10 protein-coding genes are annotated in these 14501 nt (G+C 58.3%); 2 read left to right on the top strand and 8 right to left on the bottom strand.

The window, feature by feature from the left end; genetic code table 11:
• The 3 genes from N7578_RS05235 to N7578_RS05225 form a co-directional block, all read right to left on the bottom strand.
• Entirely contained in the window at positions 1 to 3900 is a 3900-nt protein-coding gene (locus tag N7578_RS05235; RefSeq protein WP_311109239.1) for a hypothetical protein, read from the bottom strand.
• A gap of 242 nt (positions 3901 to 4142) precedes the next feature.
• Positions 4143 to 5006 carry a CsgG/HfaB family protein gene (locus tag N7578_RS05230; RefSeq protein WP_311109238.1) on the bottom strand — a complete coding sequence of 288 codons (864 nt, stop codon included), beginning with the start codon at positions 5004 to 5006 and terminating at the stop codon, positions 4143 to 4145.
• Between the two features lie 254 nt (positions 5007 to 5260).
• The gene (locus tag N7578_RS05225; RefSeq protein WP_311109237.1) at positions 5261 to 5602 is read right to left on the bottom strand and encodes a hypothetical protein; all 342 of its coding nucleotides are present in this window, start codon (positions 5600 to 5602) and stop codon (positions 5261 to 5263) included.
• 153 nt (positions 5603 to 5755) lie between these two features.
• Here N7578_RS05225 and N7578_RS05220 point away from each other — a divergent pair, with 153 nt between their 5' ends.
• Positions 5756 to 6433: an invasion associated locus B family protein gene (locus N7578_RS05220; RefSeq protein ID WP_311109236.1), complete on the top strand. Its 678-nt coding sequence runs from the start codon at positions 5756 to 5758 to the stop codon at positions 6431 to 6433.
• 646 nt (positions 6434 to 7079) lie between these two features.
• Here the strand turns inward: N7578_RS05220 and N7578_RS05215 are convergent.
• The 3 genes from N7578_RS05215 to N7578_RS05205 all read right to left on the bottom strand — a co-directional run bounded on the left by N7578_RS05215 (position 7080) and on the right by N7578_RS05205 (position 9614).
• Positions 7080 to 8069, bottom strand: a complete 990-nt coding sequence (locus N7578_RS05215; RefSeq protein WP_311109235.1) for a tripartite tricarboxylate transporter substrate binding protein — start codon at positions 8067 to 8069, stop codon at positions 7080 to 7082.
• A 152-nt stretch (positions 8070 to 8221) separates the two neighbouring features.
• Complete coding sequence (locus N7578_RS05210) at positions 8222 to 8542, bottom strand: GCG_CRPN prefix-to-repeats domain-containing protein (protein WP_311109234.1); 321 nt, start codon at positions 8540 to 8542, stop codon at positions 8222 to 8224.
• 142 nt (positions 8543 to 8684) lie between these two features.
• Positions 8685 to 9614: a transglycosylase SLT domain-containing protein gene (locus tag N7578_RS05205; protein WP_422646669.1), complete on the bottom strand. Its 930-nt coding sequence runs from the start codon at positions 9612 to 9614 to the stop codon at positions 8685 to 8687.
• A 169-nt stretch (positions 9615 to 9783) separates the two neighbouring features.
• Between N7578_RS05205 and N7578_RS05200 the strand changes: the two genes are divergently transcribed.
• The gene (locus N7578_RS05200) at positions 9784 to 11568 is read left to right on the top strand and encodes a diguanylate cyclase (protein WP_311109233.1); all 1785 of its coding nucleotides are present in this window, start codon (positions 9784 to 9786) and stop codon (positions 11566 to 11568) included.
• A 299-nt stretch (positions 11569 to 11867) separates the two neighbouring features.
• Here the strand turns inward: N7578_RS05200 and N7578_RS05195 are convergent, their stop codons facing one another.
• Entirely contained in the window at positions 11868 to 12965 is a 1098-nt protein-coding gene (locus tag N7578_RS05195; RefSeq protein ID WP_311110060.1) for an acyltransferase, read from the bottom strand.
• Positions 12966 to 13161: 196 nt separating this feature from the next.
• Positions 13162 to 14466: an ABC transporter substrate-binding protein gene (locus N7578_RS05190; protein WP_311109232.1), complete on the bottom strand. Its 1305-nt coding sequence runs from the start codon at positions 14464 to 14466 to the stop codon at positions 13162 to 13164.
• Positions 14467 to 14501: the final 35 nt, after the last annotated feature.

The following is a 14501-nucleotide window of genomic DNA, read 5'->3' as shown; positions in this document are numbered from 1 at the left end:
TTAACGCTGCGATACGTACGCGACGTTGGCCTTGCCGATCTGCGTGACCAGAGAGTTCTGGCCCGAGTTCTGCTGGGCTACGAACGCCTGGTTGCGTTCCGCGTCGGACGAACCGGTACCAATCTGCAGGACAACCGAGTTCGACGCACTTCCCTGCTGGGAAATCCAGGCGTTGGAATATGCGCCAGCCTGATAGACTGCCGAGTTGTTGGTGCTGCCGGTCTGGCTGATCAGCGCGATGCTGTTTGCGGAATTCTGGACAACGAGCGAGTTGTTGGCCAAGCCAGGCTGGTTGACGAGAGCGGCGTTGTTGTTGCCGCTCTGCGCGATCAGCGAGAGGTTGCCCGCAGACGGAGCCAACAGCGAGCCGACCTGCGTCGTCGTGGCGATGTTCCCGTTGCCGTTCTGGAGAACGCCGGCAGCCGAAGCGAGAGCGACTTCCTGCGTGGTGTTGGAGAAGTTGCCGTTGCCCTTCTGGACGGTAGCAGCAATCGCGCCAATGGTGGCCGTCTGGTTGTTGCTGGAGAAGTTGCCGTCTCCGAGCTGAACCGTGGCAGCAAGCGAACCTGCGGCAACAGTCTGGAAGTTGAAGGCGTTGTTGTTATCTCCGCTCTGTACGATGCCAGCTGCCGAAGCAATCGTCGGGAGAGAGCTTTCGCCAAGCGGGTTGGTGAAAGGCACTACAACGTCAGTCGTCGAGGACTTTTGAGCCGTAGAACCGTTTCTGTATACACCCGCAATCCTGGAGCCGCTGTATGTCGTCTCGGCACGATAAGTCGTGAGGGTGGACGAAGCTGTTCCAGACGCCGGCAGCAACAACCTGCCAACCTGAGAGTTTGCAGCGGTATTGTTATCGCCGAACTGAGCAACGACAGCGATCGAATCCTTGGCCGGAGCAGAACCAGAGCCAGAAGCAATGACCGGGCTGGTTTCAACGCCCCACTTGTAGGAGCCGCTCAGATTCCAAAACTGCCAGTTGGTATAGTTCTGGCCTGGCGCATACACGACGGTGGAAGTTGCCGGAGCAAGCTGATAGCTGACCGTCTCCTTCTTGCCCTGCGTGTTGAGAGCGCGGTTGCCGTTACCAACCTGCACAACAGCAGCGGTTACACCGGTGCTCTTTTCCTGCTGGGTGTTGGCAGCAACGTTACCCGTACCGAACTGGGCGATAAGGGCGTTGTTGTTGTAGCCGCCGTCCTGCGTGTTGACTGCAGCGTTGCCCGTACCACCCTGGATCGTCAGCGCCGTCAGGTTGTTGCCGCCGGTCTGGGTGTTGACCGCACCGTTACCGCTACCGAGCTGAACGATGGCAGCCGTGGAGTTGTTGACAGTGGTCTGGGTGTTGGACGCGCCGTTGCCGGTGCCGCCCTGAACGATGAGTGCGGACGTCGGATCGACATTCGTCTGCAGGTTGACGCCGACGTTGCCGGAACCGATCTGAGCGATGTTTGCCGTTGCATCCGCGCCGCCCGTCTGGACGTTGCCGCCGATGTTGCCGGTGCCGAGCTGCAGAACATTGGCCGTGTTGTTCAGGCCGCCGTTCTGGGTGTTTGCAGCCGCGTTATCGACGCCGCCCTGAATGACGTTTGCCGAGAGGGCATCGCCATTGGTCTGGGCGTTGCCCGCGGTGTTGGTGTCGCCGATCTGCAGGATACGGCCGGTACGGGCAGCGCCGGTCGTGCCGGACTGAACGTTGGCTGCCGTGTTGCCGGAACCAATCTGAGCGGTCAGAGCGGTGTTGGTGTCGCCGCTCAAGTTGGCGGTCGCCGTCTGAACGTTGGCAGCATTGTTGCCGGAACCGACCTGCAGAATACCGGCCTGGCTGTCGACGCCACCGGTCTGGGTATTGCCGGCGTTGTTGCCTGAGCCGAGCTGGGCGATGCCCGCATCGTTGAGGCCGTCTACCTGGGCGTTTGCAGCAACGTTGGACGTGCCGCCCTGGATGATGCCGGCACGGTTCGGATTACCGACTACGCCACCACGGGTCTGCGAGTTGCCAGCGATGTTGCTGGAGCCGAACTGCAGAATGCCTGCCTGGCCAATGGTCGTTGACTGAACGTTGGCAGCAGCGTTGGAGGTGCCGAACTGAGCAATCGCGGCCTGCGAGCTGCCGGAGTTCTGCGTGTTCGTGCCAACGTTGGACGAACCGCCCTGAACGATAGCAGCGTTGAGGTTGGCGCCGACCTGTGCGTTGGCCGCAGTGTTGCTGTCGCCAGCCTGAAGGATACCGGCATTGTTGTCCGCACCCTGCTGGGCGTTGCCAGCGTTGTTGCCGTCGCCGATCTGAGCGATCCCAGCATTCAGGTTGGTGCCAGCGATCGGTCCGCCGACGCCGGTATAGACGTCCTGCACGTTGGCAGCCGTGTTGCTGTCGCCGAGCTGCACGATTGCAGCGTTGGACGTCGTGGAAGCGACCTGAAGGTTGCCAGCCGTGTTGCCCGAGCCGACCTGGGCGATGAAGCCCGTGGAGTCGGTCGTTGTCGTCTGGGTGTTGGTTGCAACGTTGACTGCGCCGCCGTCATTGCCCTGTACGATCAGAGCGGAGCCACCAACGGTGGTCGTCTGGGCGTTGGCGCCGACGTTCTGGTTGAGGTTGGAGCCTGCGCCGTACTGAACGATGCCCGCGCTGGAACCGGCAACGCCCGCCTGGGTGTTGACAGCCGTGCCGCCTGCGCCGCCCTGAAGGATGCCGGCATTGCCGGAGTTGCCGCCCGTCTGGCTGTTGGCAGCAACGTTGTTGTCGCCGAGCTGGACGATGCCCGCGTTGTTCTTGGCACCATCGGCCTGTGCAACCTGCGAGTTGCCTGCGCGGTTCGTTTTGCCGACCTGAACGATGGCCGCACGTGCGCCGGTTTCGTTTGCAAGGTTGGTAGCGCCACGCTGTTCGTTCGCGGCGACGTTGTCAGTACCGAACTGGCCGATCGAAGCGTTGTCGCCAAAGCCGTCGCGCGAGGTGTTACCGGCCATGTTGCCTGTGCCGACCTGCAGGATGCCGGCCGTGTTGCCGGTGCCGTCGCGGCTGACGTTGGCGCCGGTGTTGTTATCGCCAAACTGGGCGATCGTGCCGACGTGCTCCGTACCGCCCGTGTAGGCGTTTGTCGCGCCGTTTTCAGCGCCGACCTGCAGAATTCCGACCGAGCTTCTGGTGGTCGAATCCTGAGCGTTGATGCCTGCGTTGTCAGAGCCGAACTGAGCGATATTGGCCTTGTTACCCTGGCCGATATCATATTGGCTTACGAGCTGCGGTGCCGAGTAGATCTCGACGACCTGGGAATTGGAAGCGAAGTTGTCGCTGCCGACCTGCAGGGTGTTCGCGGTCGAACCCTGAGTGGCCAGGCGCTGCGTCGTGGAGGCTACGTTGCCTGTACCCGCCTGAAGCGTGCCGGAGAAGGCGCCTTCGCTACCGCCGGTCTGTTCGCTGATGGCATAGTTGCCAGCCGCGGTATAGTCGCCATTCAGCTGGATGATGCCGGTTTCGTTGGCGTTTCCGGTCTGGATGTTGCGGGCAAGGTTCTCGTGACCGCCCTGGAAGATCGCAGCCCGGTTCTGGCCGGTCTGAAGGAACTGATCGATAACGTTGTCAGCGCCGAACTGAGCAAGGCCCGCAGTGTTCGAACCGGTCTGGAGGAAGTTGCCGCCGATGAAGTTGTTGTTGCCGAGCTGTTCTACACCAAGATCGTTGGTTCCGCTTTGTGCGTCACCGAAAGGCAGGAAAACGTTCTTGTTACCGTACTGGTATACGAAGCCGTTGTTGGCGCCTTCCTGGAAAAGGTAGGCAAGGTTGCTGTCATCGCGCTGGCCGATGTAGCCGAAGTTTGCGTCTTGAGCCAAAGCCTGGCCGCTAAGCGCAACGACAGCAACACCTGCGAGCAGGAGTGTGCGTCTGCTGGGAACTCTCATAATTCTCTCCCTATGAGGCAATCCTTCTGGGATCGTGATGCCTCGGCTAGTGGTGCCTTAACAATTTCTTAATGACATTATTTTGTGTCTCTGAGCAAGACACCTTTAATTATACATTAAGTAATAGTTAACTTCTAAAGGTGTAATAACCCAAAAATGGGATAAACAATAAAATAAAAGCACATAAAAAAGGCCTGAAGTCTGACTTCAGGCCTTTGTATTTCGATTTTGTACTTGGTAAATCAGCTGGCCGATGCGATTTTTTCGCCTTCTTTCAGGTCTTTCCGGTATTTTTTCTCGAAACTATTGATAAATTGAGGCTCCTGGGATCGGTCTTTCAGGTGCCAAAGCCCCTGCCGGACCCCGTCGACCAGAAGCGAATAAACAGCAAGCTCGATCCCTTCACGCACCGCAAGAGCACCCGGATCGTTACGCGACTGGCCGAGTTCGACCTCAAGCAGTTCGCCGACCTTCACGAATTTGTAAGCGCCCCCACTAAGCTGAACCGAATAAACCTGTTTGGTCGTGGTGGTGGATGCCAGAATTTCCCCGGTCTGCACGCTTACGGCGCGAAGGTTAACCGTTATGACATCGGAGCGATATTGAACGTCCCCGCCAACGCCGAGGTATTTCGCGCCTGCGCCGCCCGTAATTTCGTTGGAGTCGTATCCGACGATGCCGCCCTCAAGCAGAAGCCCTGCGAAACGTACGGGAGGCAGTCCGCTGGGACGATTGAAAGAGCGTTGGGTGTTCTCGATCAGAGTTCGTTCCTGAACAAGGTTCTTCAGGCCGCCACGTTCCACGACGCGGAACCACTGTCCACCTCCGGCTCGCTTCAAGACGTCGATAAGTATTGCGCCCCCGCCTTGAGTAACGGCGCGACTGTATTCTGCGAAGCTTTCGTTCGGCTTGGCCTGCCCGGTAAGGTCCGGGAAGTCGTATACGGCGACATCGACTGGAACCGCGGGTTGCGGAGCCTGCTCAATCTTGGCGGTTGTCTTCGTGGCGGAGGTCATGGCGGCTGGAGGGGTATCGAGATACTGACCGCTCTGGCAACCAGCCACAACCAAACTCATCGCGCACAGAGCCGCGATCTGAACTTTCATTCTAACCCAATCCCCAACTCTTGCTATTTCAACTACCCAAGCCAAACGTGAAATGGACGCGTGACAGGTATGCGGTAAATTGAAATTGCACCCCCGAAAAATAGATATACACGCAATACTTTGCAGATCGTATAAACGCCTACTAACACCAAGCAACCATCAAGTGGCAGTCCCATTTTTGGGTGTATTTGCCTGTTTCACAGCTTTTGGTCAAATAATGTTCGGGGTGGTTAATTATGCAACAGTCGGTTATTCTAGCGGGTTACTGCGCCGCTGCCGACAGTTGGCCAATCGCTTGTGCCGGGTCGAACGACCGCCAGCGAGCCGCTTCCCACGTCCGGATAGTGGGGCTTGCCTGCGACCGCGACTGCTGCGGCACGCGTCGAAGGTGCCCGTTGCGCAGCAGCCCTTTGTGCTGGTTTGGCCTTTGCCGGGGGCGCGAGCTTGGCATCGGGGGGTACTTGGTCAAGGTAAACAGACCCCACATTTGGATTGGCCTGATTGACATAAGCCTGGGCAGCCCCCTGCGCGGACGGCAGAATGGCAGAGAGAAGAACTGCGACCGAAAAGGCAGTGGAAATCGGATTTATATTCATAGGAACTGTCTCACACTTGTAATATTGCAAAATCATAAGCGAATAGATTGCCTCTAAGCAATTGCCAGAGGGACAAATTGATTTAAACTGTGTTTCATCTCATGCAATTCTTGGAGGATTTCCAATATGTTCGTTCACAACAAGGCTCTTGTCGTGACGCTGTTTGCCGCTGTTTCCATGGCTTCGCCGCACATAGCAGTTGCGCAAAGCCAGGGCTCGGGACCAATGTTCTCGACGCCGGCGCAGCGCTCTACAACCGGAGCTCCGATTTTGAACAGGCCTGCGGATGACGCGAGTGGCATTTTGAACTCGGCGGGCGGAGGCGCGGCGTCACCAAGGTCGACGAACGCGCCCCATGCGGCTCCGCACGCCGCTCCACAGGAGCCTAAGGCCGCACAGGCTACGGAAAAGCCCAGGTCCTTCCAGAACTGGGCGGTTGAATGCATGACCGTGCCTCAAGCGGGCAGGCAGTGTCAGATCACCGGCAAAACGGCCTCGGCCGATCAAAAACAGACCATACTTGTGTTTAGCCTTGCTGCTGATGCGGATAAGAAGGCGATGCGGTTCCAGGCGGCACTCCCTCTCGGAATTGCGGTTCAGCAGAAGGTGGTGGTGGCAGTTGGCGATACGTTCACGACGGAGTTCTCGGTTACGCGCTGCACACAGCAGGGTTGCATTCTGGAAGGCGTCGCCGAGGAAGCGTTTGTCAATGCGATGAAAAAAGAGGCCTCCGCGCACTTCACCATAACCGCTCCGGATGGGAACAAAATTCCGATCCAGCTTTCGCTTGACGGCTTTTCCGACGCATGGGGCGTAATCGGGGCGAGCTGAGAATGGGCTGGAAACGCCGATCAATGCCTTGGCTTGGATGGACGCACGGTGTCGGGCGGTCCAAGGTTCCGCAACGTTGTTGCCTAGCCTGTCGCCCTTATCGCCTTGGAAGCCCATAGGTTTGGAATCGAATGTTTTTTTGACCAGCGGCTCTCGGCTGGCATCTGAATAGATGTCTGCACGAGTATGATCTGGTAGCAAAGCTTAACAAACACATTTGCGGGGTTCTAATCGAGAAGATCCAGCCCCCAGAAGGACCTACTGGATCGTCTTCAACAGAGGGTATTGTTGCTGGAACTGGTCATGGGGCGGACAACAGTTTCTTGACCCACGCAGTGGTCTGTTTCGCGCTTATATCTACTCGTGCGGACGATTCAGAAAAGTAGTAAATCAACAGCGATCTCAACCTTCACGGGCAGCACAAATTTCTTGCGGCAGTACCGCGCTGCGATGAGGGAATACCTCAGCTAATAAATCTGGTCTGCAGACCATCTTTCACGACAGGATGGCAATCAATCCTGGAGCAAGAGCGCAAGTGGCACCAAGGCCGATGACGAACTTTGCACACCCTCGACTTCACAATACGACCACGCGCCGTTTACAGGCGCGTGGCGACAACCTCAAAGATCAGACCTTACCTTCTCGATCAATCCATCTGAACGTTGGCGTCCTTTACAACCGGTCCCCACTTGGCAATTTCTGCGGACACATGGTTCTTCAGCTCATCGGGTGACGAAGCGACAATCTTAGCGCTGAAATCCGCCATACGTGCGGCGACGGCCGGATCGGCGAGCGCCTTTTTCGCAGCTGCATTCAGCTTGTCGATTGCCTCAGGCGGCGTGCCAGCGGGTGCAAAGAGCGCGTTCCAAGTGTAGGTTTCATAACCCGGAACAGTCTCTGCAATCGTCGGCACATCGGGGAACGACGAGGCGCGCTCAGCGGTGGTTACGCCCAGCGCCTTCAGGGTTCCTGATTTGATATGGCTGGACGATGACGGCAGATTATCGAACATGATCGAAATCTGGTTGCCGAGCAAATCGTTGAGCGCCGGGCCTGCCCCCTTGTAGGGAACGTGCTGCATGCTGACGCCCGCCATGCTTTTGAACAGTTCCCCGGAAAGATGCAGCGGCGTGCCGTTGCCGGAAGACGCATAGGCGTGCTTGTCCGGTTCGGCTTTTAGCAAAGCGATGAGTTCCGCGACGTTGTTGACCTTCAGTTGCGGATTGATGACCAGCACGTTGGGAACCACCACCAGCAGGGATACGGGTGCGAAATCCTTTTCGGGATCGTAGGGCTTTGTCTTGAGAATGAGCGGATTCAGGGCGTGCGTGGCGACCGTACCCATGAGGATCGTATAACCATCAGGATCGGCGCGGGCGACACGATCGGCACCCAGATTGCCGCCCGCACCTGCCACATTCTCGACGACGATCTGCTGGCCGAGTTCATCGCCCATCTTCTGGGCCACGACGCGCGCAACCACATCGGTGGAGCCGCCTGCCGCGAACGGCACGACCAGTGTGATCGTTCTATCGGGAAAACCCTGTGCGTTGGCCGCCAAACCCATAAAGCAGAAAGACGCTGCCGTCGCGGCAAGTTTCAATACCGTGCGCCGCTTTGAAAACCGATAAGTCATGAACCCTCCTCTAACATGGCCTCCCCGCCACGAAAGCATAGTAACTCAAATGCACCTGAGGGCAAGCAACGGGCGATGAGTACAGCCGGAGAACATCACGACAAGACAGTCAAACGAAAAGACCCTCCCGGTCAGGGAGGGTCTTGTTCTCATTACCAGCGGTAATAATCGCGACGGTCATGCCAGTCCCTGCGTTCACGCCACTCGCGCCATTCTCTTCTGGCCTGACGCTCGCGCCATTCCCGACGCGCTTCCCAGCGGTCACGTCGATCCCAGCCGCGCTCATATCGCGGTGGACCGTTCGGGCGGCAATAGCCGCGCGGCGACAGATGGAATCCGCGTCCGCAGGCGTAGTCCACTTTCTGGATCTGCGACGCGGCAGGAGCAGACGGTTGCCCGACCGGCATGGCATTTGCGGCTGTGCCAACGAGGGTGCCGAAGATCAGTCCGGCGGTTAAAATCATCTTGCGCATCTTATCTCCCTCCTTGTGGGATGAGAGGATTTAGCGCCCCGTCCAGTGAACTGTAGCTGAATGAATCGTGATCATTTCGTGGCACGGATTTCATCACCGCAAGTGGGAGCATCGCTCAAGAGAAGAGCGACATCAACGCTTTCTACCTGTTGCGAAACACCGTGCAGGCAATGCCGCCCCGCTTGATCTGCCCGCAGAGTTCGTTGGCTTCAGCCCGCGTTTCGCGGCCAATCCTGGCGGCATATCTGGGGCGGGAGCCGAAATTGCCACCACGCTGGCGAACCAGCAAAGCGCGTTCCGCATTCAGCGGTTCGGGCAGCCGGACAATGGCGCGGGTGAAAAGCCGGTTTGCGACAGAGGGATTGTAATGCGCCGCCAGTTGCACACCCCAGGGCGCCCAATCCGCCGATGCCATGAGGACAGGATCATTCATCGTGCGCGTCTCTGCCAGCCGCACACAGGCATCGATGAAAGACCTGTTGTCATCAAGTGCGGGAGCGGCACGATCCGGCGGCGCGTCTTTCCATGTCTCCACAGGATAGCCGGTGATGGCAAACACGTAATCACGCGTTTCCATGGGCAAGCGGCCTTTGTCGATGAAGGTCCGCAGCCCTGCTTCACCGGCATTATAGGCCGCTGCGGCCAGGCCAAGATTGCCGAACTGCGTTTTCAGCTCCGACAGATAGCGGGAAGATGCCTCCAGCGCCGCGACAACGTTGAAGCTGTCGTCCAGCCCCCGCAGCTTTGCCGTTCCCGGCATGAACTGGGCGATGCCTTCCGCACCCTTCGGGCTGATGGCATCGGCACGGAACAGGCTTTCTCGCCAGATGAGGCGGGCAAAATAATCCGCGGGAACATCATTGCGCTGCGCCAGAACCTCGATGGCATGACACAGGTCGGCGTTGTAGCTCGCTGCCCGGATGCAGAGTTCTGGCGCGACATCGTGTGCGGAGATGCAGGCGGTTTTCTCCTTGGCCACCTCATCAGCCCTGTTCTCGGCCGCCGCAGTGCCGCCGGCCAGAACCAGCAGCCAAATACCAGCACCGATACGGCTTGCAGCCCCGATTGCCACGCGTGCTCCCCGCTCCTATTCCCCGTTTGTGTGGCGCGATACGCCGATTATCGCGCAAGTCGGACCATATGCAAAGACCAACGGCCTCGACAATATTCCGGCTTTTTCATCTCAGCGCGCCGGTGCCGTTCTTAATGCTCTCTCAACCGGTATTTTCTATTCTGCTCACATGCGAATAAGTACGATCACGAACTGGGCATATGGCATTACGGTCGTGCTGACGGCGTTGTCGGCAGGCGCCTTCATCATGGCCTCGCGCAGCGCCAATAATGAGCGGTTGGCTGTCGAGGAGCGCCTTCGGCTCGATGAACTCGTTGAAGATCTGGAGATCGACGCGGAAATCCGCAGCGACGAGGCGCGCCTTTATGTGATGCGTGGTGAAAAGCGGCATCTGGATGCATTCCGGAGAGCAGAAGGCGAAGAGCGGCGGCTCGAAGAGATTGCGAAGCGGCTGGAAGAGCACGGCCTTTCAGCGGCGGAAACCACCACGCTGAAACAGCTGACGGCGGATGCCGATGCGTTGGATGTACTCGAGCGGGCAGCGATTGCCGCATTCGAAAATGGCGATGCCGCGTCCGCACGTGAAACTTTGTTCGGTTCTGAACATGAACGGCTACAGGCGGACCTGCTCGGCAAGGTCGGGACATTCCGTGCGCTCGTCAACACGCGTACGAGCGCTGCTTTCGACACGGCACGCGAATTTGCCGACTGGTGGAGCCTCGCGGCGCGGGCGATGCTTGGGCTGACCGGGGCGCTGTTTCTGGCGGTGCTGTATTTCATCCTGCGACGGCGCATCACCATGCCGCTTGCCCGTATGACCGGTATCGTCAGCCGGCTTGCGCGGGAGGATTATGCCGTGGAGGTGCCACAGGACCGCCGCCACGACGAGATTGGTGAAATGAACGAAGCCATACTCGTTTTCCGCGAAAACGGGCTGGAACGCGAACGGCTGGATGCCGAACGGCGCGCAGATCAGCACACCAAGGACCTGCTGCTGCAGATGATGCACCGGCTGCAGGCCTGCCAGACGGAGAACGAACTGGCCGATATCGTCGCCCGCTTCGCGCCGCAGATCTTTCCCGACCACCCAGGCGGGCTTTATATTCTAACCGCGGACAAGGCCGTTCTCAACCGGACCGGAACGTGGCTTGAGCCGCAACATTCCGACGCCATCTTTTCCATCGACGCCTGTTGGGCGCTGCGTCGGGGACGGCCGCACATCAGCGGCGTGACAGGCACGGATGTGCCTTGCCAGCACCTGCATGGTGAAGCCTCGGCAACCCTGTGCGTGCCGCTGACGGCGATGGGCGAGATGATCGGACTGCTCTATCTGGAAAAGCCCGAGGACGAGACGGCCTCCGCGGCAGGATCGCAGCTTTATCTGGAACTCATCGCTGAAAATGTCGGCCTCGCGATTGCCAACCTGCAACTGCGCAACACGCTGACGGACCTTGCCGAGCGCGATGCGCTGACCGGCCTGTTCAACCGCCGTTTTCTTCAGGAAAAACTCGAGCAGCACAAGAAGGCGAGCAGACAGGAGAAGCTTGCCTGCATGATGATCGACATAGACCACTTCAAGCGCTTCAACGACATGTTCGGCCACGACGCGGGCGACATGGTGATCCAGCATGTCGGCCAGATCCTTGCCGATACGCTCGCAGAGCGCGGCACCGCCTTTCGCTTCGGCGGAGAGGAGTTCACCGTGCTTGTGCCCGAGCGTGCTGAGGACGAGTGCTACGCCCTAGCTGAGGAACTGCGTGAAAACACCAGCCGCGCCCTGCTTTCACACGATGGCAGACCGCTTGGTCGGGTTTCCATATCGATCGGCGTGGCGGCTTCCCCAGAAGACGGTCCGGTTCAGACATTGGTCAGCCGCGCCGACGAAGCACTGCTCATGGCGAAGGCAAACGGGCGAAATCAGACTGTCAGGGCGGGCGACGCCGAGCGAAAGTAACGCGATACGGCATCACCACAGGTGATGCATTCCTGCCACCACGCCCGTCAATTTCGTGGATATCTAATATAGAGGTGAAAATTCGTGCTTGGCAGGTGCCTACCTTCACGCAAGAATGCCTTGACCGCGGACGTCTGTATGGAGGGTTTTATGACGTACGACTGGGAAGGACGGAAGACACGCAGCCTGCGGGCCGTGAAACTGACCATAATTAGCCTGACCGCGCTTTTCGTGCTGACGGCGCCGATACTCGCCTATCACTGATACGATCTGACTTTCATTTTCTGCAATTGCGCAATTTACGCTGTCTGACGGCTCGCGGCTTTTGCCTTGAGCCGTTTTTTCAGCCACGACTGCAATGGCTGGTCATAATAGACCGTCAGCAGCCAGCAGACGACCGTGACCACCGCGATGAAGGCCAAACCGGCGAGTTGCACGACACCGCCTCGCGTCACCCCCGGAAGCAGGAAGACGGTCCACGCCAGCATCGGAATATGCAGCACATAGACGCCATAGGATGCCGTCCCGAGAAACGAGGAAACGGCACCGAGAATACGCCCAGGTACGGTGCGGCTGGCGAGATAAAGCAGAACCGGCCAACCCAGCAGAACGATGAACAGGTCGAAGAAGGGCCGCACCTCTTTTGAGATCGGCAGCGCCAGCACCAGGCAGACGAAGAAGAGATACAGCGCCGCACTCCATGGCGCTGCCTTCGGAACCTTGTAGCGAAAGCGGTAGATCAACACACCGACAAAGAACGAAAAGAACACCCGCCCCATGCCGGCATACATTTCATGCCAGCGGAATCCGGCGTGCAGCTTGCCGAACTGAATAGCCGCAACGACAAGCACGCAAAGGCTCACAAAGACCACAATGAGAATATTGCGCACGCTGGCACGCACACCCCAACGGGCATAAACCGTATTCACCACCAGCTCGTTGAACAGGGACCATGCCGGACTGACCAGAAACAACGCGCCATTCAACGTCAGCGTGAAGGGTGCTGGAATGAACAGCAGCCCTGTCAGCAGCGCAAAGGCAAGTTCCGGAATATCGATTTGCCGATGCAGGTCATCGATAGGCGTTGGCAGGCCAAGAATGTAAAGGCAGACGAAAAATGCCGCCATCAACGCCAAGGCCAGAACATAGAGCGGATACAGCCTGAAGAAACGTGCCGTCATGAACATGGACGGCGACGTTCTGCCTTCGGCAAGCCGCTCGCCATAGGCATGCGCCAGTACGAAACCGCTGAGTGCGAAAAACAGATCGACGGCCAGATAGCTCGACTCTTCCGGTCTGCCGAAAAACACCTCGGCATGCCGGTGCACGATAAACAGGGCCGCAACGCCCCGTATCCCATCCAGCAGAACGAAACGTTCCGGCGAAGCTGTGGCCATCATTCAAAACCCGAAACAGAAGACGTGTGAGGCAGAACAGGAATTGCCTGCTTCCCGTTCATCGCATCTGCTCGAAAACGGTTCAAGACACGATCGCTTGTAAAAAAGGAAGACGCCGGGCGAACCGGCGTCTTCTTTGAAAGCAAACATGTGACAGTCCGAAAAACACCGAGGCATTTTTCGGCATGACGCTCTGTCAGCCACGTTTGCGCAAGGTGCGTGTTCCTGTATCTACGAGGTTCTGCGCAGCCTCATCCACCGTGGCACGCCCGAAGGCGAGTGAATCGGCGATCGGCCGCATGACACCCCGGTCGAATTCGTTTGCACCGATCGGAGCCGGTTCCGGATAGGGGTCGAGCTTGCCGGACATGCTTTCGATATAGTCGACCGTCTTGCGCTCGGTTTCGTTGAGGCTCGGAAGCACGGCTTCGCGCACCGCTTTCGATGGCGGCACGCCGCGCTCCACACCGAGAACCTTACCTGCGTCAAGATCATTCACGAAGAAGCTGATGAACTTCGCCGCCGCCTCGGGATTGGTGGAGGTGGACGAGATCGACCAGATCAGCCCCGGACGATAATAGTGGCCGGTCGGCTTGCCCGCTCCCTCGCCCGGCAACATGCCGATGGACAGCGTCTTCTTGTTGAGTTGCTGATAACCGACAAGCTGGTTGGAGTAGGCAAAACCGATGGCCGAATTGCCGAGCGTCAGCGCATTGGATTCGATGGTGTTGTCGTCACGCGTCTGGATATCGGCGGAAACGGCAAGGCCGTTCTGCCGCAGATCTTCCCAATAGGCGAACCATTCCTTCGCATCTTCCTTGTTGAAGCCGATGCTGCCGTCCTGAAACAGCAGCTTGCCGCGCTGGCGCAGCCAGACATCGAACACATAATGATAACGCCCGCCATAAGGCACGGCCCAGTAATTGCGGCGGGCCGGTGCGTTCTTCTTGAAATCCCGCGCCAGTTCGGCCAGTGCCTTCCAGGTCATCTGCTCCTTCGGGATCGAAACACCTGCCTCCTTCAGCGTTTCGGCATCATACATCATGCAGAAGGAGTTCAGCCCAAGGCCCACCCCGTAAAGCTTGCCATCGATACGGCAAAGGTCCATCTCGCTTTTGCCGAAACCGGAAAGATCGAGCGACGAACCAACGAATTTGTCGAGTTCCATGCAGGCGCCACGGCCGGAATAGTCGGCGATGGTCGAGGGTTCCAGCTGGAAGATATCCGCGACGTTGCGCCCCGCCATCGAGGTGGCCAGCTTGGTCCAGTAGTCCGACCCGGCAATCATTTCGCCGCTGATCGCCGTTTTCGGATCGGCCTTCTGGTAGAGCGAAATGACTTCATTGGTACGTCTGCTACGATCTGCCGATCCCCACCATACGCATCTGAGCCGGGTATCCTGTGCATTCGCGCTCACTCCCCCCAGAGTAACACCAAGACCTGCCGCCCCAAGGCCGAAAGCTGCCGTCTTCAAGAAACTGCGTCTGTCGATAGTTTGCATCTGCTCCTCCCGCGTTTTGCAAAATTTGCATAAAT

It is taken from the genome of Agrobacterium tumefaciens, from assembly GCF_031801495.1.
Taxonomy (GTDB): Bacteria; Pseudomonadota; Alphaproteobacteria; order Rhizobiales; family Rhizobiaceae; genus Agrobacterium; species Agrobacterium tumefaciens_K.
The sequence above is the reverse complement of the archived record's forward strand: the minus strand, read 5'-3'. Positions and strand labels throughout refer to the sequence as shown.